This window comes from Kitasatospora humi (assembly GCF_020907985.1).
Classification (GTDB): Bacteria; Actinomycetota; Actinomycetes; order Streptomycetales; family Streptomycetaceae; genus Kitasatospora; species Kitasatospora humi.
Genome location: NZ_JAJJPA010000001.1, coordinates 289,200 through 308,557 on the forward strand (window position 1 = coordinate 289,200; position 19,358 = coordinate 308,557).

19 protein-coding genes are annotated in these 19,358 nt (G+C 74.2%); 13 read left to right on the forward strand and 6 right to left on the reverse strand.

Annotated elements, in window-relative coordinates:
* Positions 1-112: 112 nt before the first annotated feature.
* Both LN042_RS01375 and LN042_RS01380 read right to left on the reverse strand, forming a co-directional pair.
* Positions 113-4,627, reverse strand: a complete 4,515-nt coding sequence (locus tag LN042_RS01375) for a cation-translocating P-type ATPase (protein WP_230047853.1) — start codon at positions 4,625-4,627, stop codon at positions 113-115.
* Positions 4,628-4,630: 3 nt separating this feature from the next.
* Positions 4,631-5,044 (reverse strand): hypothetical protein, encoded by a 414-nt coding sequence (locus LN042_RS01380; protein ID WP_230047854.1) that lies wholly within the window; start codon positions 5,042-5,044, stop codon positions 4,631-4,633.
* A 104-nt stretch (positions 5,045-5,148) separates the two neighbouring features.
* On the opposite strand from LN042_RS01380, the gene LN042_RS01385 reads away from it, so the two are divergent.
* The 8 genes from LN042_RS01385 to LN042_RS01420 all read left to right on the forward strand — a co-directional run bounded on the left by LN042_RS01385 (position 5,149) and on the right by LN042_RS01420 (position 10,005).
* Positions 5,149-5,622 carry a hypothetical protein gene (locus tag LN042_RS01385; RefSeq protein WP_230047855.1) on the forward strand — a complete coding sequence of 158 codons (474 nt, stop codon included), beginning with the start codon at positions 5,149-5,151 and terminating at the stop codon, positions 5,620-5,622.
* A gap of 92 nt (positions 5,623-5,714) precedes the next feature.
* On the forward strand, positions 5,715-6,161 hold the full coding sequence (locus LN042_RS01390) for a Na+/H+ antiporter subunit E (protein ID WP_308191746.1): 447 nt from the start codon (positions 5,715-5,717) through the stop codon (positions 6,159-6,161).
* Positions 6,158-6,415 carry a monovalent cation/H+ antiporter complex subunit F gene (locus LN042_RS37595; RefSeq protein ID WP_230047857.1) on the forward strand — a complete coding sequence of 86 codons (258 nt, stop codon included), beginning with the start codon at positions 6,158-6,160 and terminating at the stop codon, positions 6,413-6,415. The genes LN042_RS01390 and LN042_RS37595 overlap by 4 nt, the downstream gene beginning before the upstream one ends.
* A 20-nt stretch (positions 6,416-6,435) precedes the next feature.
* Positions 6,436-6,741 (forward strand): cation:proton antiporter, encoded by a 306-nt coding sequence (locus LN042_RS01400; protein ID WP_230047858.1) that lies wholly within the window; start codon positions 6,436-6,438, stop codon positions 6,739-6,741.
* The gene (locus LN042_RS01405) at positions 6,738-7,007 is read left to right on the forward strand and encodes a Na(+)/H(+) antiporter subunit B (RefSeq protein ID WP_230047859.1); all 270 of its coding nucleotides are present in this window, start codon (positions 6,738-6,740) and stop codon (positions 7,005-7,007) included. The genes LN042_RS01400 and LN042_RS01405 overlap by 4 nt, the downstream gene beginning before the upstream one ends.
* Positions 7,004-7,732, forward strand: a complete 729-nt coding sequence (locus LN042_RS01410; protein WP_230047860.1) for an MnhB domain-containing protein — start codon at positions 7,004-7,006, stop codon at positions 7,730-7,732. The genes LN042_RS01405 and LN042_RS01410 overlap by 4 nt, the downstream gene beginning before the upstream one ends.
* Complete coding sequence (locus tag LN042_RS01415) at positions 7,729-8,073, forward strand: sodium:proton antiporter (protein WP_230047861.1); 345 nt, start codon at positions 7,729-7,731, stop codon at positions 8,071-8,073. The genes LN042_RS01410 and LN042_RS01415 overlap by 4 nt, the downstream gene beginning before the upstream one ends.
* 192 nt (positions 8,074-8,265) lie before the next feature.
* Positions 8,266-10,005, forward strand: coding sequence for a complex I subunit 5 family protein (locus LN042_RS01420; RefSeq protein WP_230048077.1), 1,740 nt, complete (start codon positions 8,266-8,268; stop codon positions 10,003-10,005).
* Positions 10,006-10,094: 89 nt separating this feature from the next.
* Here LN042_RS01420 and LN042_RS01425 read toward each other — a convergent pair whose 3' ends face one another.
* Both LN042_RS01425 and LN042_RS01430 read right to left on the reverse strand, forming a co-directional pair.
* The gene (locus LN042_RS01425; protein ID WP_308191753.1) at positions 10,095-10,646 is read right to left on the reverse strand and encodes a type 1 glutamine amidotransferase domain-containing protein; all 552 of its coding nucleotides are present in this window, start codon (positions 10,644-10,646) and stop codon (positions 10,095-10,097) included.
* A gap of 151 nt (positions 10,647-10,797) precedes the next feature.
* The gene (locus LN042_RS01430) at positions 10,798-10,968 is read right to left on the reverse strand and encodes a hydrophobic protein (protein ID WP_230047863.1); all 171 of its coding nucleotides are present in this window, start codon (positions 10,966-10,968) and stop codon (positions 10,798-10,800) included.
* A 200-nt stretch (positions 10,969-11,168) separates the two neighbouring features.
* On the opposite strand from LN042_RS01430, the gene LN042_RS01435 reads away from it, so the two are divergent.
* Positions 11,169-12,935: a glycoside hydrolase family 15 protein gene (locus tag LN042_RS01435; protein WP_230047864.1), complete on the forward strand. Its 1,767-nt coding sequence runs from the start codon at positions 11,169-11,171 to the stop codon at positions 12,933-12,935.
* A gap of 90 nt (positions 12,936-13,025) precedes the next feature.
* Here the strand turns inward: LN042_RS01435 and LN042_RS01440 are convergent, their stop codons facing one another.
* Both LN042_RS01440 and LN042_RS01445 read right to left on the reverse strand, forming a co-directional pair.
* Entirely contained in the window at positions 13,026-13,967 is a 942-nt protein-coding gene (locus tag LN042_RS01440) for a TIGR03557 family F420-dependent LLM class oxidoreductase (protein WP_230047865.1), read from the reverse strand.
* Positions 13,968-14,028: 61 nt separating this feature from the next.
* Positions 14,029-14,640, reverse strand: coding sequence for an endonuclease (locus LN042_RS01445; protein ID WP_230047866.1), 612 nt, complete (start codon positions 14,638-14,640; stop codon positions 14,029-14,031).
* A gap of 118 nt (positions 14,641-14,758) precedes the next feature.
* Between LN042_RS01445 and LN042_RS01450 the strand changes: the two genes are divergently transcribed.
* Genes LN042_RS01450 through LN042_RS01465 form a run of 4 tightly spaced genes read left to right on the forward strand, consistent with a single transcriptional unit; the run spans position 14,759 to position 19,273 of the window.
* Positions 14,759-16,543, forward strand: coding sequence for a thiamine pyrophosphate-requiring protein (locus tag LN042_RS01450; RefSeq protein ID WP_230047867.1), 1,785 nt, complete (start codon positions 14,759-14,761; stop codon positions 16,541-16,543).
* Positions 16,540-16,965: a hypothetical protein gene (locus tag LN042_RS01455; protein ID WP_230047868.1), complete on the forward strand. Its 426-nt coding sequence runs from the start codon at positions 16,540-16,542 to the stop codon at positions 16,963-16,965. Before LN042_RS01450 ends, LN042_RS01455 begins: the two co-directional genes overlap by 4 nt.
* A gap of 2 nt (positions 16,966-16,967) precedes the next feature.
* Positions 16,968-17,594 carry a gluconate 2-dehydrogenase subunit 3 family protein gene (locus LN042_RS01460; RefSeq protein WP_230047869.1) on the forward strand — a complete coding sequence of 209 codons (627 nt, stop codon included), beginning with the start codon at positions 16,968-16,970 and terminating at the stop codon, positions 17,592-17,594.
* Positions 17,558-19,273, forward strand: coding sequence for a GMC family oxidoreductase (locus LN042_RS01465; protein ID WP_230047870.1), 1,716 nt, complete (start codon positions 17,558-17,560; stop codon positions 19,271-19,273). Before LN042_RS01460 ends, LN042_RS01465 begins: the two co-directional genes overlap by 37 nt.
* Positions 19,274-19,358: the final 85 nt, after the last annotated feature.

Here is a 19,358-nt window from a genome sequence, read left to right on the forward strand (position 1 = left end):
TGGCCGTCCTGCCTCACTCACTCACCACTCACCGGGTCATCGCCTCACTCACCACTCACCGGGTCATCGAGAGGCTCACCAGGTCATCCACCAGAGGCCGGCCGCTCCGGAGTCAGCCGTGACCGTCCCGCTCCACCCGCTCCATGAGGTGCTCCAGCCTCGGCACCAGACGCGGGCCGAGCGCGGCGACGACCATCGCCGTGGCGACCCCGGCCCAGGCCACCGGGCCGAGCGGGGTGCAGCCGAAGAACCGGCTGACCAGCGGCGTCTCGATCAGGGCGACCAGCACGGCCGCCGAGCCGAGGGCGGTCCCCAGCACGAGTGGACTGTGCCGACGTCCGACGACGGTCTGGGTGAGCTGGGCGCCGACCACGCCACACAGGGCCATCGTGCTGGTGCGCCGTGCGGAGCCCGGTGTGACGGTCCCGAGCAGCCAGGCCGTGGTCGCGCCGAGCGTGGTGACGATGCCGCGCTGCCTGATCTGCCGGGTCAGCGGGTCACCGAGGGCGGCGACGCCCACGGGGACGCTGTCGCTCAGGGCAGCAGGCTCGCCGCCCACCGGCTGCTCCGCCGTCTCGTCACGCGGCGTGACCGAGACGGCCATCGCCGGGAACATGTCGGTGAGCAGGTTGACCAGCAGGATCTGCCGAGTGGACAGCGGCGAGGAACCGGACAGCAGGGTGCCGAGCACCGAGAAGCCGGTCTCACCCGCGTTGCCGCCGATCAGCACGCTGATCGCGTCCGCCACGCTGCGCCACAGCGCTCGGCCCTCGGCCACGGCACCGACCAGCATCGACAGGTCGTCACTGGCGATCACCAGGTCGGCCGCGTTCCTGGCGGCGGCCGAGCCGCGCACCGCGATGCCGACCCCGATGTCGGCGGCGCGGATCGCGGCGGCGTCGTTGGCGCCGTCGCCGACCATCGCGACCACCTGCCCGGCCTCCTGCAGCGCCTCGATCACATGCAGCTTCTGCTCGGGCGCGACCCGGGCGACCACACCGCAGTCCCGCAGCAGGCGGGCCCGGCCGGCGCGGTCACTGGCCGCCAGCTCGTCCCCGGTCGCCACCAGCACGTCCTCGGGCCAGCCGAGTCGGACGGCCACCGCACGGGCGGTGCGCGGATGGTCGCCGGTCAGCATGACCGGCCGCACTCCGGCTCGGCGCAGGTCGGCAACCAACGGCGCGGAACTCGGGCGCGGTGTGTCGGCCAGGGCGACGAAGCCGAGCAGTTCCAGGTCGGCCAGCGGCCGGTCGAGGGCCTCGGCGGGGTCCTCGGCGCGGGTGAGCGGGCGGGCGGCGACCGCCAGCACCCGCAGGCCGTCCTCGGCCAACTCCTGTGCGGCGTCGTCGTCGTGGGCGTCCGGGCAGGCAGCCAGCACGACCTCGGGAGCGCCCTTCACCAGGAGCGTGCGAGCGTGGTCGCCGGCGCCGACGGTCGCGGCGTACCCGCGGCTGGCTTCGAAGGGCTGCACCTCGACGGCCGTCCAGGGCGGGTCGGGTGGCGCCGCCTCCAGGATCGCCTCGTCGGTCGAGTGGGCGTGGATGCCGGCCTCCTGGCCGGGAGTGCGGCAGGTCAGCGCGGCGGCCTGGAGCACCGGCGCGGCGTCGGCGGAGTCGACAGGGTACTGGGTGCCGTCCGGGGCGGCCACGCGCTTCACCCGCAGCCGGTTCTCGGTCAGCGTGCCGGTCTTGTCGAAGCAGACGGTGTCCATCCGGCCGAGCGCCTCCAGCGCTCGCGGGGTGCGGACCAGGATGCCGATCCGGCTGAGCCTGCGCGCGGCGGCCAGTTGCGCGACGGTCGCCACCAGCGGCAGCCCCTCCGGCACGGCGGCCACCGCGACCGCCAGCCCGCCGCGGACCGCCTCCCGCACCGGTCGGCGGCGCAGCAGCGAAAGGACGGTCACGGCGGCGCCGCCCAGCAATGTGAACGGCAGCATCTGGCTGGTGAGTTGGTGCAGCCGGGCCTGCACGCCGGGCGCCGGCTGGGCCCGGGAGGCCAGGTGCGCCGCCCGGCCCGCCTCGGTCTCGTCACCGGTGCCCACCACCACGGCCCGGCCGTGGCCGGCGACCACCGTGGTGCCCTCGAAGACCATGCAGCGGCGGTCGGCGAGCGAGGCCTGCGGGGTGGCGTCCACCTGCTTGGCGGTCGGCAGCGACTCACCGGTCAGTGAGGACTCGTCGACCTCCAGGTCGTCGACCGCCAGCAGCCGGGCGTCGGCCGGGACGACGTCGCCGGTGTAGAGCTCGATCACCTCGCCCGCGGTCAGCCGCCCGGCCGCCACGGTCCCGGTCCGTCCGGCTCCGAAGTCGGCCACGCGCCGGGCCTGTTGGCGCTGCTCCAGCTTCAGGCCGGCGAGCGCCCGCTCGGCCCGCACCCGTTGCACACCGCCGACCAGGGCATTCACACCCATGGCACCGAGGACCATCAACGCGTCCACCGGGGAGGCGAGCAGCGCCGACGCGGTCGCGCCGACGAGCAGGACCGGTGTGAGCGGATCGTGCAACTCCGCATGCACGGCGCGCACCAGACGGTACGTCAGCTGCTCGGGAAGGAACAGCGGATGGCGTGCCAGCCGCTCCGCGGCCTCCCGGACGCGCGACGGCACCGTCGGCTCCGCGGCCCGGGCACGGGCCCCCAGCCGGTTCAGGGCCTCCTGCGGCTGCAGGGCGTGCCAGGGCACCCGTGGCGGCGGGTGCGGCGTGCGGCCGGTACTGATCCGAAGGGCGGCCCGCCAGCCGGAGACGAGTGCGGCGGCCGCGGCGGCGTCAACCGGGTTGATCCGCACGTTCAGTGGGAGTCCGCCGCGCTTCGACCGGGTGTCCCGGGTCACCACGAGCAGTCCGGCGAGCGCCGCCCCCGCCTCGGCGAAGATCTTGGAGTGCGCGCCGACGGTCCGCGCGGCGGGGATCGCGGCCAGCAGCCGCCAGGCGCCTTCCAGCCCGTGCAGCAGCAACACGTCCGCGCCCCAGACCACCGCGCCCTGCTCGTCGGTGACCGAGACGGCCAGGTCGCTGCGCAGCAGTGCGGCCAGCACCTCCCGGCTCTCCTCGGGCAGTTGGCGTTCCGTCGTGGCCTCGCCGCGCGGCACCCGGGCCAGCGTCATCACCACCTTTCCGGAGCGCCGCAGTTCGCTCACCACGTCCGGCAACGACCGGTCGGCGCCGATGAGTTCGTCCGCCAATGCACCGAAGTCGCCGAGTGAGCCGTCGTCCTGCACCACGACGTGCAGCCCCGCCCGGCGGGCCGCGTCCAGCGCGGCCTCGGCCAGCGGGTCGATCTCCCAGCCGACCAGCACCGTGCCGACGTCCCGGCCGTCGGCCGCGGCGATCATCAGCCCGGTCCGCGACTCGCCCTCGTCGGGCACCGGGCGCAGCTCGACCGCTCCGCTGGACTCCAGTGCCGCGGTGGCGGCCTGCCACAACCGGTCGTGGTCCCAGTCGGAGACATTGGAGTCGACGTCCAAGATGGTCCGCCGGGTGCTGCGCAGCGCCCGCGGGTCCAGCACCACCGTGTCCACGAGCTCCAACTGGCGGAGCCGGTCGATGTTGCGGACCAGCACGCCCTCGCGGGCCAGCTCGGTGCCCAGGGCCGCGGCGAAGGCGGCCGGTCCGTAGCGGACGGCCTTGGGGTTGCCGGCCAGCAGGGCCTCCGCGACCTCGTGCACATCGCGGGTGAACAGCAGCGTGCCCGCCGCGCCGAACAGGGTCCCGCTGACCGCCTGCTGCCGGAAGTCCTCACCGGGATAGCGGTGGATCCGCGGTCGGCAGACGTCCGCGCCGCCCAGGCTCAGCCGCTCCGGTGAGCAGACCGTGTCATGTGCGGTGTCGAACGCGGCGGCCCGGGCGACGGTCTCGGCCAGCTGCCCGGCCCGCAGCGCCGCGTCCACCAGCAGCGCGGTGGGCGACTGCCCGAAGCCGGCGGCGGCCGCGTTGGCGGCCGCCAGCACCAGGTCCGTGGCGCTGTGGCCCAGCCTCCGTCGCAGTCCGGCCCGGAGCCGCGGGTCCTCCCGCAACAGCGTGATGCCGGCGGTGACCAGGTGCGGCGTGCTCCGCAGGCGCACCGACCGGGCGGCGACGGCGGTGGTGATCCCGGCCGCGTCGCAGCCCAGTGCCAGCAGCCCGGTGCGGATGCCGCCCGGGTGCCCCGGGTGTGCCTGCTCCAGCACCTCCTCGTCCGGACGCTCCAGCCACTGCTGGGAGGCCAGCTCGGTCGCCCGGCCCACCACCTGGTCGGTCGCGGCGTCCTCGGTCATCTGGACCACCAGCCGGGCCAGCCCGCCGTCCCAGTAGGCGGTCAGCACGTCCGGGTGCTGCGCGAGGCCGGCCGCCACCCGCTTGGCCGCCGCCTCGACTTCGCGCACCGACGAACCCGGGGCCGGGCGCAGCGGCAGGTGCAACCTGGACCCGGCGTGCCAGTACCCCCGGCCGGGCGTCATCGCGTTCAAGCCGACCCGGCCGACCCGCACCGCCGTCCTGGACGCAGCCGTCGCGCCGCGCACCGTGGTGTGCACGCCCACTTCCGTCGCGCCGACCGCCAGGCGCACCGCGCGGTGGGCCGCATGCGAGGGCACCCCCAGGGCCAGGTTCGCGCCCGCCAACGGCAAGCGGCTCAATGAACGAAGGATCATCTCTCACCTCTCCGCGGTGTGCGACTCAGCCGCCTCCCGCACGGTGCGCGGCGTGGCCGGGCGGTCCGCGCCCGCCTGACCGGCTCCGGTCCGCGCGGTCCGAGGCGGCGCCGGGCGGCCGGGGGCCGCCTGACCGGCTTCGCCGGGCCGAGGTTGGGTCAGCCACACCGCCGCGGCACCCGCGGCGGCCACCGGCCACTCCACCGCGCCTACCGCGCCGAGGAGTCCGGCTCCGGCATAGGCCGCGATCCGCCACGAGCGCGGTGAGACCACCCCGGCGGTGTCCAGGACGGTGTCGAACGCCCCTCGAACGGTGGCGGCGCCCGGAAGGCGGCCCAGCGCCGTCCGGGCGGTGTCGATCGGGTGGAGCAGCTGCTCCGTGGCGGAAGCGGGGCCTGCTCGCCTGGTCTCGGTCATGATGCGTCTCATCTCCCGCAGCTGCGCATACCCGGCTCCACCGGGACAAACCGAGCAAGCTGGAGGTACGGGGGTTCCCGGTGGAGCGACCGGAGGGAGCACCGATGAGCCTGCCCCTTGCCGCCGGCCACGTGCTGGTGCGGATCGGCGACGGCGACCAGCGCTCGGCGGACGCCGTGCTCGACGCCCTGGAGGGCGCCTTCCCGACGCACACCGGACGAGGCCACGCCCGGATCGGCAACGCGTGGGAGGACCCGCCCACGGTGACCCCGCAGGGCACCCGGTCGGTCGCCGGACCCGCCGCCGACGGCGCCTCCACCGTCCCCTCCGCACCCCCCGGGATGAGCTCCTCCCAGGCCTTCGACGTCCGCACCGCGGCACAGCGCCGCCGGCCCGTCCCGCTGCCCGGCGAGGCCACCGCAGACGTCCTCGGCCTGGTCGCCGACGTCGGCGCCCTGACGCACACCCTGGGCGAGCTCTTCCGCGTCCAGGAGTCGGGCCGGGACGAACAGGGCCCCAATCTGTCCCTGCGGCTGCGGATCGGTCCGCGCCGCCCTCCCCGTGCGCCGAACGGGTGAAACCGTGCCACCCGGCAGGTCCGGTGCCGGGCGCCGAGGCACCGGCCCGGTAGACCTGGCTGCGGCATGGGAGGTGCGCATTGGTCCGGGTCGTGGCAGAGACAGCGCTGTGGTGGGTGCTGCTCACCGTTCTCGACCTGGTCTTCATCAGCACCGTCAGCCTGCTGGAAGTGCTGGTCGGCGCCGCCTTGGCGCTGCTGGGCGCGGTGACCGCGCGGTTCGCCCGCCGCGCCGGCCAGGCCCGGTTCGGCGGTGCTGCCCACTGGGCGGCGGCGCTCTGGTCGTTCCCCGCCACACTGCTGGCCGATCTCGCCCGGCTGGCCCGCGTCGTGCTGCGGCCCGGCAGTGCCGAAGCGGGCTTCCGCGCCGTGGAGTTGGCGGGCGGGACGGGGGCGGCGTGGGCCTGCACGCTGATCTCCGCGACGCCCGGCAGCTACGCGGTGTCGGTCGACCCGCCGACCGATGAGCCGCGCCGGATGCTCCTCCACGGCCTGGACCGGCACTCCTCGGCACTGGAACGGGCGGTGCGGGAACGGTGAACGCCTGGCTGCTCGCGGCCGCCGCACTGCTGGTGGGCACCATCGGGCCGGCCATCGCGGTGGCCCTGCACGGCCCCTCGCACCGCCGCCTGGTCGGGGCCGACCTGGCCGGCACCGGCATGCCCGTCGTCTTCCTGCTGCTCGCCCAGGGGTACTCGCGCACCTCCTACCAGGACCTGGCCCTGATCCTGGCCGTGCTGGCGCCGGCCGGCACCCTCGTCTTCACCCGGTTCCTGGCCGGCGAGCGCGGTTGACGGCGAGGAGGGAGCCACCGATGCGCCACCAGATCGCCCTCGCCCTGCTGACCGCGGGCACGGCCGCGCTGGTCCTGGCCGGCCTGGCGGTGCTGCGGCTGCCCCCGCCGTTCCTGCGGCTGCACGCCCTGTCACTCGCCTCCACGCTGGGGGCGCCGCTGGTGGTGCTGGCCCTGGCGGTGCAGACCGGCCCGGGGCGCGGCGCCGTCAAGCTGCTGGTGATCGGCTCGCTGCTGGCCGTCGGCGGCACGGTCACCACCATGGCGGTCGGCCGCACCACGGTGCGCCGCGAGCGACCCGGGCTGCTGCGGGGGAACCAGCGGTGACCGACACCCTGATCGTGCTCGCCCTGCTCGCCGTGGCCGCCTGCGCCACCGGCGCCGTACTGACCCCGGACCCGGCCCGGCAGGCGGTGGTGCTGTCGGTGCTGGGGCTCAGCCTGGCACTGCTCTTCACCGTGCTGCAGGCCCCCGACGTGGCGCTCTCCCAGCTCGGCGTCGGGACGGCGGTGACACCGCTGCTGATCCTGCTGACCGTCCGCAAGGTGCGCCGCTCGCCGCGGCGCGGCGGGGACCAGGAGCCCGGGGCGTGAGCCGACGGGTCCGGCTGCTGCTGCTCGCCGGGGCCGGCCTGGTGATCGCCGTGGTCTTCGCCGCCGGCTGCGCCGAACTGCCGCCCTTCGGCTCGCCCGACCACCCCTACGGCGAGCGGGCGGTGGCGGCCGCGCTCGCCCGCCACACCGCCAACGTGGTCTCCTCGGTCAACTTCGACCAGCGGGCCTTCGACACGCTGGGCGAGGAGTCGATCCTGTTCGCGTCGGTGCTCGGGACCGTCATCGTGCTGCGGCCGGCCCGGGACGAGGACCGGCAGGAGCCGGAACCGGCCCGGGTGCTGCCGAGCACCCGGCTGTTCGGCGCGCTGCTGCTCCCGGTCACCCTGCTCACCGGCGGCTACCTGGTCGCGCACGGGCAGTTGAGCCCGGGCGGCGGGTTCCAGGGCGGGGTGGTGCTGGCCACCGGGCTGCACCTCGCCTATGTCGCCGCGGACTACCTGGCGCTGCGCCAGGTGCGGCCGCTGGCGGTGCTCGATGTGGCCGACGCCCTGGCGGCCGGTGCGTTCAGCGTGCTCGGCCTGGTCGGGCTGGTGGCCGGGGCGGCGTTCCTGAGCAACACCCTGCCGCTGGGCACCTTCAACACGCTCTCCTCCGGCGGCCTGGTCCCGGTGATCAACGCGGTGGTGGGCGTGGAGGTGGCCAGCGGGGTGATCGTGCTGCTCGCACAGTTCCTGGACCAGGCCGTGGAGGTGGTCGACCGGTGAGCGTGTTCCCCTACCTGGTGGCGGGCTGGGTCCTGCTGGCCGGCATCTACGGGCTGGCGACCAGCCGCGACCTGATCCAGTCGGTCGGCTGCCTGGCGGTGGCCCAGTCGTCCACGTACGTGCTGCTGCTGGCGGTCGGCTACCGTCGCGGCGCCACCGCCCCGGTCTTCGCCGACTTGCCGGTGGGTGCGCCGGTGGTCGACCCGGTGGTGCAGGCGCTGGCGCTGACCGATGTGGTGGTGGGCGCCACCGTGACCGCGCTGCTGCTCGCCCTGGTGATCCAACTGCGCAAGCGGCACGGCACGGTGGACCCGGAGCGGCTCACCGGCCTGCGGGGCTGACGGGTGGACCCCGCCGTGGGGCCCCCGCCGCCGACCGTGGCGCTGCCGGGCACCGCGCAGCTGCCGCTGGCCGTGGCGCTGCCCGGTACCGCGCAGCTGCTGCCGCTGGCCGTGGCGGTGCCGCTGCTCGGCGCGGTGCTGCTGGTGGTGGCCGGCCGCTGGCTGCCACGGCCGGCCAGGGACGCGCTCACGATGGTCTGTGCGGCCGCCGAACTGGCCTGCCTGGCGCTGCTGTGGGCCCGGACCGACGACGGGCGGGCGGTGAGCTGGATGGGCGGCTGGGGGCCGCCGGGCGGGTCGCCGGCGCACGGCTCGCAGAGCGTCGGCATCGTGTTGGTCGCCGACCGGCTGGGCATCGGGATGGCGCTGCTGGTCACCGTCCTGACGGTGGCGGTACTGGCCTACTCCTGGCGCTACTTCGACGAGCCGGTCGGCGAGCACGGCGGGGTGTTCCCGGCGCTGCTCCTGCTCTTCGCGGCCGGGATGTGCGGCTTCGCGCTGACCGGCGACCTCTTCGACGCCTTCGTCTTCTTCGAGTTGATGGGAGCCGTGGCCTACGCGCTCACCGGCTACCGGATCGAGGACCCGCGGCCGCTGCACGGCGCGCTGGCCTTCGGGATCGTCAACTCGCTGGCGGCGTACGGCTCGCTGCTCGGAATCGGGCTGCTGTACGCGCGCACCGGACAGCTCGGGCTGGCCCAGCTGGGACAGGCCCTGGACACCCGGCCACCGGACCTGCTGGTGGTCTGCGGCTTCGTGCTGGTGCTGGCCGGCCCGCTGGTGAAGGCGGCCGCCGCGCCGTTCCACTTCTGGCTGCCGGACGCGCACGCGGTCGCGCCCAGCCCGGTCTGCATGCTGCTGTCCGGGGTGATGGTGGAACTCGGCGTCTACGGCACGGCCCGGATCTACTGGGTGGCCTTCGCCGGACCGGGCGGGGTGCCGGCCCACGCGTTCCGCGACACCGTGCTGGTGCTCGGCGCCGTCACCGCGCTCACCGGTGCCGTGATGTGCTGGCAGCAGCGGCACCTCAAGCGGATGCTGGCGTTCTCCACGATCGGGCACATCGGCCTGTTCCTGGTCGGCGTGGCGCTGCTGACCCCGGAGGGCCTGGTCGGCACCGCCGTCTACGTCGCCGGGCACGCCGGAGTGAAGGCCGCACTGTTCGGCCTGTGCGGGCTGCTACTCGATCAGTACGGCTCGGTCGACGAGCACGGACTGCACGGCCGGGCCCGCGAACTCGCCCTACCCGGTGCGCTGTTCGCGGTCGGCGGGCTGGCGCTGGCCGGGCTGCCGCCGTTCGGCACCGGGCTGGGCAAATCCCTCGCGGAGGAGGCCGGCGGGCGATACCTGCCGGGGCTGCTGCCGGCTCTCTTCGTGGTGGTGTCGGCGGTCACCGGCGGGGCCGTGCTGCGGGCCTGGCTGCGGGTGTTCCGTGGCGCCGGACCCACCCCCGGCGACCGTCCCGGCGAACCGGAGACCAGCGGCGAGGGCGAGGAACCCGAGGTGCACTCGCCGTCCCGGCGGCTGCCCGCGCCGCTGACGGCGGTCCCGGCCGCGTTGCTGCTGGGGGCCCTGGTGATCGGCGCTGCGCCCTCGGTCGGACGTCAACTCGCCCAGGCAGCACGGCTGTTCACCGACCGAGTGGGCTACTTGGCCGCAGCCTACCAGGGGCCGGTGCCGCCGGCGCCGCAGCCGGTTCCGGCGAGCGACTGGACGGTGAGCGGGGCCCTGCTGGGACTGCTCTCCGCCGCGCTCGCCGTGGCGCTGGCCCTGCTGGCCGTCCACTTCGTGCACCGGGGGCCGGGCGCGGCGCTCAACCGCCGGCTGGTGCTGCCGCTGCGCCGCCTGCACTCGGGGCTGGTCGGCGACTACGTGACCTGGCTGGCCGTCGGATTGGCGGCGCTACTGGTCGCGTTCGTGGCGCAGCGGTGACCGGGCCGTCCGGCCATCGGCCGGGCACCGCGGCGCCCGGCCGATGGCCGGCCCGGGTGCCCGGGCACCCGGCCGGGTGCGGCGGCCGGTCATCGGCTGGGCGCGGCCGCTCGCGCGAAGTGCTCCAGCAGGGCGTTGTTGAAGGCGGGCAGATCGTCCGGCTTCCGGCTGGAGATCAGCACGTTGGGGCCGTCCTCGCAGATCTGCACCTCCCGGTCGACCCACTGCGCGCCGGCGTTGGCCAGGTCGGTCCGCAGGCTGGGCCACGAGGTGACGGTGCGGCCCGCCACCGCCTTGGCCTCGATCAGCGTCCACGGCCCGTGGCAGATCACCGCGACCGGCTTGCCCTGCTCGAAGAAGCCGCGGACGAACTCCACCGCGTCCTCGTTCATCCGCAGGAAGTCCGGGTTGGCGACGCCGCCGGGCAGCACCAGCGCGTCGAAGTCGGCACTGGACACCTCCGGAACGACGGCGTCCACCGGGAAGCGGTCACCGCGGTCCAGGTGCCGGAACGCCTGCACGTGACCCTGCTCAGTGGAGACCAGCCTGGGCTGCCCGCCGGCCGTCTTCACGGCCTGCCACGGTGAGGTCAGTTCCTCCTGCTCGGCGCCCTGCGGCGCCACCAGGAAGGCCACGGTCACTCTCTCAAGGTCGGTCATGTCATCACCCTTTCCGCCGGCGCGCTCTCCGGCTCTCTCTCCTCGGTCGTCGCGCTCTGCGCTCGTCTCCTCCTGCGCCGCCCGCTCCGTCGTCGCATCCGCGGCGATCACCGCAGCATGGGTTCACGAGGCCTCACCATCGGTACCAGCGTCCGCGTGCGCCGGTGTGCGTCGGCCTGCGCAGCAGGAAGCCGAGCAGCCAGAGGACGAACAGCACCAGGGCCACCCACCAGAGCACGTGAACGGCGAACCCCAGGCCACCGAGGATCACCACAATGATGAACACCAGAAGCAGCAGCACCATGGGACTCACCTCCTCTTCGTGCGCCTGCCCAGTTCGGCGCGGACAATGCGACGAAGGGTGAACAAGTGTGTTCGGCATGGTTGAGCGGGTAGGCGCGGCCCGAGCGGAGGAGGTCATCATGCGACCGGAAGACTCGCGAGCTCCCGGGCAGTCGGAGCCGGCTCGGGAGGCGGAGGAGGCACGCCACACCGGAGCCCGCCATGCCTGACAGCACTCCTCCCGCCCCGCGGGTGCTGCGCGACTACGCACTGCTGGCTGACGGCGAACGCGGCGCGCTGGTCGGTTCGGACGGCGCCGTGGCCTGGCTCTGCGCTCCGGGCTGGCACGACGAGGCGGTCTGCGCAGCACTGATCGGCGGGCCCGGCTGGTACCAGGTCGGCCCGGCCGAAACGGCGGTGACCAGCGGCTACTACGAGCCGGGCAGTCTGATCTGGCGGGGCCGCTGGGTCAGCACCCACGGGATCGCGGAATGCCACCAGGCACTGGCCTTCCCCGGCGATCCGCACCGCCTGGTGCTGCTGCACCGGATCAGCGCGGTCGACGGGCCGGCGGCCGCCACCGTGGCGCTCCGCCTCGCCCCCGGTTTCGGCCGCCGCCGACTGCGGCCGCCCCACCGCAACGAGGACGGCACCTGGACGGCGCACGGCGCCGGCCTGCGGATGCGCTGGTCCGGCGCGGCCGACGCGTCGGTCGGGCCGGGCGGCGAGCTGCGGCTCCGGCTGGACGTGTCGGCCGGACAGCGGCACGACCTGGTGCTGGAACTGACCGACGGCCAACTCCCTGATCCGGAGCCGGCAGAGCAGCTCTGGCGCGCCACCCGCGAGGCCTGGCGGGCCGAGACGCCCGACCTCAGCCACGTGCTCGGCCCGCGCGACGCCCAGCACGCCTACGCGGTGCTGCGCGGGTTGACCGGGCACGGCGGCGGCACCGTGACGGCCGCGACCACCTCGCTGCCCGAACGGGCCGCGGAGGGCCGCAACTACGACTACCGCTACGTCTGGATCCGCGACCACTGCTACGTGGGACAGGCGGTCGCGGCCTGCGGTCCGCTGCCGCTGCTGGACGACACGGTGCGCTACCTGACCGCCCGGCTGCTCGACCACGGGGCCGATCTGCGCCCGGCCTACACCAGCACCGGCGGTGATCTGCCCCCCGAACAGCGCGTGCTCGACCTGCCCGGCTACCCGGGCGGGTACGACGTGGTGGGCAACAAGGTGCGCGAGCAGTTCCAACTGGACACGTTCGGCGAGAGCCTGCTGCTGTTCGCCGCGGCGGCCCGCCACAACCGGCTGGACGCCGACGCGCGCGCCGCCGCCCGGATCGCCGCCGACGCCATCGCCGCCCGCCACGGCGAGCCGGACGCCGGCATCTGGGAGCTCCACCCGGACCGCTGGGCCCACAGCAGGCTGATCTGCGCGGCCGGACTCCGCACGGCCGCCGTGACCGATCTGGGGCGCGGTGGCACCGGCGCCCAGTGGTCCGCGCTGGCTGACCGCATCGTCACCTCGACGGCGGACTGCCTTCACCCGAGCGGGCGTTGGCAACGCGCACCGGGCGACTCCCGGGTGGACGCCGCCCTGCTGCTCCCGGCGCTGCGCGGTGGCGTGCCGGCCGACGATCCGCGCTCCCGGGCCACCCTGCGGGCCGTCCTCGACGAGCTGTGCCAGGACCACTTCGCCTACCGCTTCCGCCACGACGACCGGCCGCTCGCCGACGCCGAAGGCGCCTTCCTGCTCTGCGGATTCGTGGTCGCCCTGGCCGAACTGCAGCAGGGTCACCCGCTCGCCGCGGTCCGCTGGTTCGAGCGCAACCGTGCGGCCTGCGGCCCGCCGGGGCTGTTCGCCGAGGAGTACGACGTGGCGCAGCGCCAGCTCCGGGGCAATCTGCCGCAGGCTTTCGTGCACGCGCTGATGCTGGAGGCCGCGGCGACCCTTGGGACCGATCCGCGGGTGCCCAAGCCCCTCTGACCCCTCTCCCCGCTGAGCAGCTCCGCTCCGCGGCGGACAGCTCCCGCTCCGCACCGATCTGACACGGCGTCAGGTACGGTCGTTGCAGCGTCAGATGCGGCGAAGGGCGGGCAGCAGCTCCCGCTCCGCCCAGTCGATGAACTCCGGTTGGCTGTCACCGCCGATCTGGATCAGGGCCACCTCGGCGAAGCCCGCGTCGGTGAAGGCCTGGACGGCGGCGGCCACCGGTTCCACCCGGTCGCCGCACGGGATGGCCTCGGCGACGTCCTCCGGACGCACGAACTGCGAGGCCGCGGCGAACGAGGCGGGGCCCGGCAGTTCCGAGTTGACCTTCCAGCCGCCGCCGAACCAGCGGAACTCGCGGTGCGCCCGGTCGATCGCGGTTGAGCGCACCGGGTGGTAGCAGAGCGGCAGTTGGCCGACCGCGGGTCGGCCCCGGACCAGGTCGGCCGCCGGTTCGACCGCGATCACGAAGTCCGCCGACCGGTTGGCGAGCGCCACCGAGGCCGGGCCGGAAACGGCCACACCGATGCCGGGCGGCTGCTCGGGCAGATCCCACAACTTGGCGGACTCCACGTCGAAGTGCGGCCCGCGGTGGCTGACGAAGCCGCCGGCGAAGAGCTCGCGGATGATCTCCACGGCCTCGGCCAACATCTCGTGCCGGATCTCGACCGAAGGCCAATCACCGCCCACGACATGCTCATTGAGGTTCTCGCCGCTGCCCAGGCCGAGTCGGAACCGGCCGCCGGACAGCAGCTGCAGGGTGGCGGCCTGCTGGGCGACCACGGCGGGGTGGTAACGCATGGTCGGGCAGGTCACATAGGTCATCAGTGGGATCCGGGAGGTCGCCCGGGCGGCCGCGCCGAGGACCGGCCAGGCCGCGGGCGAGTGTCCCTGGGTCTCCAGCCAGGGAAAGTAGTGGTCGGAGCAGACCGAGAAGTCGAAGCCCGCCCGTTCCGCCCGCACCAGGTCGTCGACCAGATCGGACGGAGCGCGCTGCTCGGTCATCATCGTGTAGCCGATTCTCACCATGCCGGGCGGCTGCCCGCGCAGGGCGTGGCAAAACGCCCCGGGCCGCCCCCGGGCCGCCGGGTCAGGCCGCCAGCTTGGCCCGCACCAGGCCGGACGCCAGCCGGGCGAGCTGATCGTCCCGCACCAGTTCGGCCAGCCGCTCCGGCGAGCTCGGCAGTCCGAGCGACTTCGCCTGCGCGCGGGCGGCCCGGTCGAACCACGGGCGCAGCTCGGGCCAGACGGCCTGGGCCTCGCGGCAGTAGATGTCGGCGCCGGTGGGGCCGATCCGGGGCACCTCCTGGAGCAGCCGGTGCACCGCGGTCGGGGAGCCGTCGGCCTCGGCGCGCAGCCGCCGCAGGTCGCCGTGCCAGCGGTCCAGCACCAGTTCGCCGGCGTCGTGCAGCGCGGTGGCGGTGCTCTCGTCGTACCGCCGGTAGTGGGCCCGGCCCAACGCGTCGACCAGCGACTGCCAGGGGGCGTCGGCCATCGCGCGCGGAGTGCGCCGGCCGTCCCGGAAGAGTTCACGGGCGGCGGCCACCGCGATCTCGGCCTTGATCCGGGTCGAGCACAGCAGCGCCAGCACCAGCAGCTGGAAGAGCGGCGCCGGGGTGTTCCGCAGCGTGATCCCGGCCTCGGAAGCATAGGTGTCGCCGTGTTCGCGCAGCACCTCCTGCGCGGTGTCCTGGGCAGTCATCGCACCTCCTCGGTCGTCGGCGCGCCTGCCCGTCCCGCAGCGGTTCAACCGGCACGTTTCGCCCGCGCCCTGCGGGTAAGGCGTGCAGCCAAAGCGCACCGAAAGGGGACACACTGCCATGAAGGTCGCGGACTTCGTCCTGCAACGGCTGCGTCAGTGGGAGGTGGAGCACGTCTTCGCCTACCCCGGCGACGGCATCAACGGACTGCTGGCGGCCTGGGGCCGCGCCGACAACCGCCCGCAGTTCGTGCAGGCCCGGCACGAGGAGATGGCCGCCTTCGAAGCGGTCGGGTACGCCAAGTTCTCCGGCCGCACGGGAGTGTGCGCGGCAACGTCGGGACCAGGCGCCATCCACCTGCTGAACGGCCTCTACGACGCCAAGCTCGACCACGTGCCGGTGGTCGCCCTGGTCGGGCAGACCGACCGGACCGCCATGGGCGGCGCCTACCAGCAGGAAGTCGACCTGATCTCGCTGTACAAGGACGTGGCCGGGTTCTGCGAGATGGTGACGGTCCCGCAGCAGCTGCCCAACGTGCTGGACCGGGCGATGCGCACGGCGGCGGCCCGGCGCACCGTCGCCGCGGTGGTGATCCCCAACGACGTGCAGGGCCTGGACTACGAGGAGCCCGAGCACGCCTTCAAGATGGTGCCCTCCAGCCTCGGGTTGGGCTGGGCCGTGCCGGTGCCGGGCGATGACGAACTGACGCGCTGCGCCGAGTTGTTGAACGCCGGGGAACGCGTGGCCATGCTGGTCGGGCAGGGCGCCCGGCAGGCTGCCGCCGAGGTGCGCGAGGTGGCCGACCTGCTCGGCGCGGGGGTGGCGAAGGCGCTGCTCGGCAAGGACGTGCTGCCCGACACCGAGCCCTGGGTGACCGGCGCCATCGGCCTGCTGGGCACCCGTCCCTCGTACGAGCTGATGCGTGACTGCGACACCCTGCTGGTGGTGGGCTCCAGCTTCCCGTACAGCCAGTTCCTGCCCGAGTTCGGCACGGCGCGCGCCGTGCAGATCGACATCGATCCGGAGATGATCGGGCTGCGCTACCCGTTCGAGCTGAACATCGTGGGCGACGCGGGCGAGACCCTGCGGCGGCTGATCCCGCTGCTGGAGCGCAAGAGCGACCGGCGCTGGCGGGAGCAGGTGGAGCAGAACACCGGGCGCTGGTGGGACGTGATGGGCCGGCGGGCCGGCCTGAAGGCCGATCCGCTCAACCCCGAGCACGTGGTGCACGCGCTGGACGACCTGCTGCCGCAGGACGTGATCGTGACCGCCGACTCCGGATCGGCCGCCAACTGGTACGCCCGGCACCTGCGGATGCGCGGACGGATGCGCGGCTCGCTCTCCGGCACGCTGGCCACCATGGGCCCCGGGGTGCCGTATGCGATCGGCGCCAAGTTCGCCCACCCCGACCGGCCCGTGGTGGCGATCGTGGGCGACGGCGCGATGCAGATGAACGGCATGGCGGAGCTGATCACGGCCGCCAAATACTACCACCAGTGGACGGATCCGCGGCTGGTGGTCGCCGTGCTGAACAACCACGACCTCAACCAGGTGACCTGGGAGATGCGGTCGATGCAGGGCGCACCGCAGTTCGAGGAGTCGCAGCACATCCCGGACGTGCGGTACGCCGACTTCGCCGCCGGGATAGGGCTGGACGGCCGGCGGATCGAGGAGGTCGCCGGCGTGGAGCCGGCCTGGCAGCAGGCCCTGACCGCCGACCGCCCGTTCGTGCTGGACTTCCGCACCGACCCGGCCGTGCCGCCGATCCCGCCGCACGCCGATCTGGACCAGCTGAAGGCGACCGCCGCGTCCATGCTGCACGGCGACAGCGACTGGGCGGGCATGATCCGCCAGGGCGTCAAGTCCAAGGTGCAGGAGATGCTGCCGGGCAGCGGGAAGGGATGAGCGCCATGCGCCCGCTGCGCAACCTCAGGGAGGGCCGGCTGGAACGTTCGCTTTCGCTGCTGACGGCGGCCGGGGCGCTGATCACCGCCGCCGAGATCTACCTGGAGCACGACCGGGCGAGCTTCGGCAACCGCGTGATGTGGTGGCCGGTGGTGCTCGGCCCGGTGGGAGCGGCGGCCGGGGTGGCCGGCTTCGCGAGTGAACGGGCCGCCCACACCGTGCTGCCGTTCGCCTCGGCGCTGATCATCGCCAACGGGCTGCAGGGCACCTGGCTGCACGTGCGCGGGATCGCCCGCAAGCCCGGCGGCTGGGAAATGGCCCGGTACAACATCGAGTTGGGCCCGCCGCTGTTCGCCCCGCTGCTGGTCACCATGGTGGGCGGCATGGGGCTGCTGGCGGCGGTGCTGCGAAGGGAGCGGTGACGGTGGCGCGCACCGTGCCCTCCGGTGACTCCGGTCACCGGTTCCCCGATTTCGACGCGCTCGACCAGGCCCGCGCCTGGGATCCGGTGACCTCCGCCGTGGTCTTCGACCGGCTGGCGCTCCAACCCGACCTGCGGTTCTTCGGGCCGGCCGAGGAGGCCGTCGCGAGCGCCCTGTTCGACCTGCTGCTGGCCCAGGAGGGACCGCCCGAGCAGCCCCGGGTGCCGGTGCTGCAGATGGTGGACTCCCGGCTGGCCGAGGGGCAGACGGACGGCTGGCACTACCAGGACATGCCGGAGGACGGCGAGGCCTGGCGGCGCAGCCTGCACGCGCTCGACCAGGACGCCCGGGAGCGGCACGGCACCTGCTTCGCCGAGCTGACGGCCGACCGGCAGCGGGCGCTGGTCCAGCGCGTGCAGGACCTTTCCGGCGAGCGCTGGCACGACCTGCCCGCCGACCGGGTCTGGAGCCTGTGGACCAGGTACGCCTGCACCGCGTTCTACGCCCACCCGTGGGCCTGGAACGAGATCGGCTTCCCCGGTCCCGCCTACCCGCGCGGCTACCTGCGCCTCGGCGTGGGGGTGCGGGAGCGGTGGGAGCACCCCGACCGCGCACCGGAGGCGCCGTGATCGGCAAGTACCTGCGTCTGACAGCCGGCTCGCAGCAGGCGATCCGGGACCGCAACGCCTCGGCCTGGCTGCTGCCGGAGGACGACCGGCGGTTCGACCACGGCCTGCTGGAGCGGATGCGCCGCTACCGCGACGAGGACGAGGTGGACATCGCGATCGTCGGCTGCGGTGCCGGCGGGGCGGTGCTCGCCCAGCGCCTGGCGCACGCCGGCTGGTCGGTGGTCTGCCTGGAGGCCGGCCCGTTCTGGGATCCGGACACCCACTGGGTCAGCGACGAGGGCGGCTCGCACCACCTGTACTGGACCGAGCCGCGGGTGATCTCGGGCAGCGACCCGGTGCCGCTGGGATCCAACAACTCCGGCCGGGGCGTGGGCGGTTCGACGGTGCACTTCGCCGGCTACGCGCCGCGCTTCCACCCATCGGACTTCCGGACCCGCAGCCTGGACGGGGTCGGCGCCGACTGGCCGCTCGACTACCGGGAGCTGCGGCCGTACTTCGAGCGGATCGAGGAGGAGCTGCCGGTGGCCGGCCAGTTCTGGCCGTGGGGCGACCCGCACCCGTACCCGCACGCGCCGCATCCGGTCGGCGGCAACGGCGAGGTCTTCCTGCGCGGCGCCGCCGCGCTCGGCATCCCGGCCAGGGTCGGCCCGGTGGCGATCACCAACGGCCGGTTCGGCAACCGGCCGCACTGCGTCTACCGGGGCTTCTGCCTGCAGGGCTGCAAGGTCAACGCCAAGGCCTCGACGCTGATCACCCATGTGCCGGACGCGCTGGCGCACGGCGCCGAGATCCGCACCGAGGCGATGGTGACCGCCGTGGAGACCGACCCCGAGGGGCGCCGGGCCACCGGCGTGCGCTACCTGCGGAACGGGCGCGAGCACCGCCAGCGGGCCCGCATGGTCGCAGTGGCCGGCTACGCCATCGAGACGCCCCGGCTGCTGCTGAACTCCGCCAACCGCCGCTTCCCGCAGGGCCTGTGCAACGACCACGACCTGGTCGGCCGCTACGTCATGGTGCAGGGCGCCCCGCAGACCTCGGGCCGGTTCGCCGAGGAGGTGCGGGCCTACAAGGCTCCGCCGCCCGAAGTGACGACGGAGGAGTTCTACGAGACCGACCCCGCCCGACCGTACCGGCGCGGCTTCGCCGTGCAGAACGTCGCACCACTGCCGATCACCTGGGCCGAGCACATCGCCGCCCAGGGACACTGGGGCCACGACCTGCGGCGCTACCTGCAGGACTACGTGCACTGGGCGACCCTGGGGGCGTTGTGCGAGCTGCTGCCGCAGGCGGACAACCGGGTCACCCTGGCCGCGGAACGGGACCGCTACGGCCTGCCGGTGGCCGAGTTCAGCTATTCGCAGTGCGACAACGACCGAGCCGTGATCAAGGCCGCGCGCACCGTCATGGAGGACATCCTGTGCGCGGCCGGTGCCACCGAGGTGCTTACCATCGGCCGCTACGCCCACCTGGTCGGGGGCTGCCGGATGGGCGCCGACCCGCAGTCCGGCGTGGTCGACGCCGATCTGCGCTCCTTCGCCATCCCCAACCTGCTGGTCACCGACGGCAGCGTGCTGCCCACCCAGGGCTCGGCCAATCCCGCGCTGACCATCATGGCCTTGGTCGACCGGGCCGCCCAGCGGCTGATCTCCCGCACCGGCCGCAGCTGGAGCGTGGCCTGAGCGCTGGCCGCCTGCGAGTGGCCACCTGAGCGCGTGGCCGCCTGGGCGCGTGAGCGCCGGCCCGGCAGCAGCCTGAGCCCGTCCG

What these genes read in the sequence shown, in the direction of transcription:
- LN042_RS01375 (WP_230047853.1), bottom strand. Translation starts at nt 4,627, where the DNA reads ATGATCCTTCGTTCATTGAGCCGCTTGCCGTTGGCGGGCGCGAACCTG.
- LN042_RS01380 (WP_230047854.1), bottom strand. Translation starts at nt 5,044, where the DNA reads ATGACCGAGACCAGGCGAGCAGGCCCCGCTTCCGCCACGGAGCAGCTG.
- LN042_RS01385 (WP_230047855.1), top strand. Translation starts at nt 5,149, where the DNA reads ATGAGCCTGCCCCTTGCCGCCGGCCACGTGCTGGTGCGGATCGGCGAC.
- LN042_RS01400 (WP_230047858.1), top strand. Translation starts at nt 6,436, where the DNA reads ATGCGCCACCAGATCGCCCTCGCCCTGCTGACCGCGGGCACGGCCGCG.
- LN042_RS01420 (WP_230048077.1), top strand. Translation starts at nt 8,266, where the DNA reads ATGGTCTGTGCGGCCGCCGAACTGGCCTGCCTGGCGCTGCTGTGGGCC.
- LN042_RS01430 (WP_230047863.1), bottom strand. Translation starts at nt 10,968, where the DNA reads ATGGTGCTGCTGCTTCTGGTGTTCATCATTGTGGTGATCCTCGGTGGC.
- LN042_RS01435 (WP_230047864.1), top strand. Translation starts at nt 11,169, where the DNA reads ATGCCTGACAGCACTCCTCCCGCCCCGCGGGTGCTGCGCGACTACGCA.
- LN042_RS01440 (WP_230047865.1), bottom strand. Translation starts at nt 13,967, where the DNA reads ATGGTGAGAATCGGCTACACGATGATGACCGAGCAGCGCGCTCCGTCC.
- LN042_RS01445 (WP_230047866.1), bottom strand. Translation starts at nt 14,640, where the DNA reads ATGACTGCCCAGGACACCGCGCAGGAGGTGCTGCGCGAACACGGCGAC.
- LN042_RS01450 (WP_230047867.1), top strand. Translation starts at nt 14,759, where the DNA reads ATGAAGGTCGCGGACTTCGTCCTGCAACGGCTGCGTCAGTGGGAGGTG.
- LN042_RS01455 (WP_230047868.1), top strand. Translation starts at nt 16,540, where the DNA reads ATGAGCGCCATGCGCCCGCTGCGCAACCTCAGGGAGGGCCGGCTGGAA.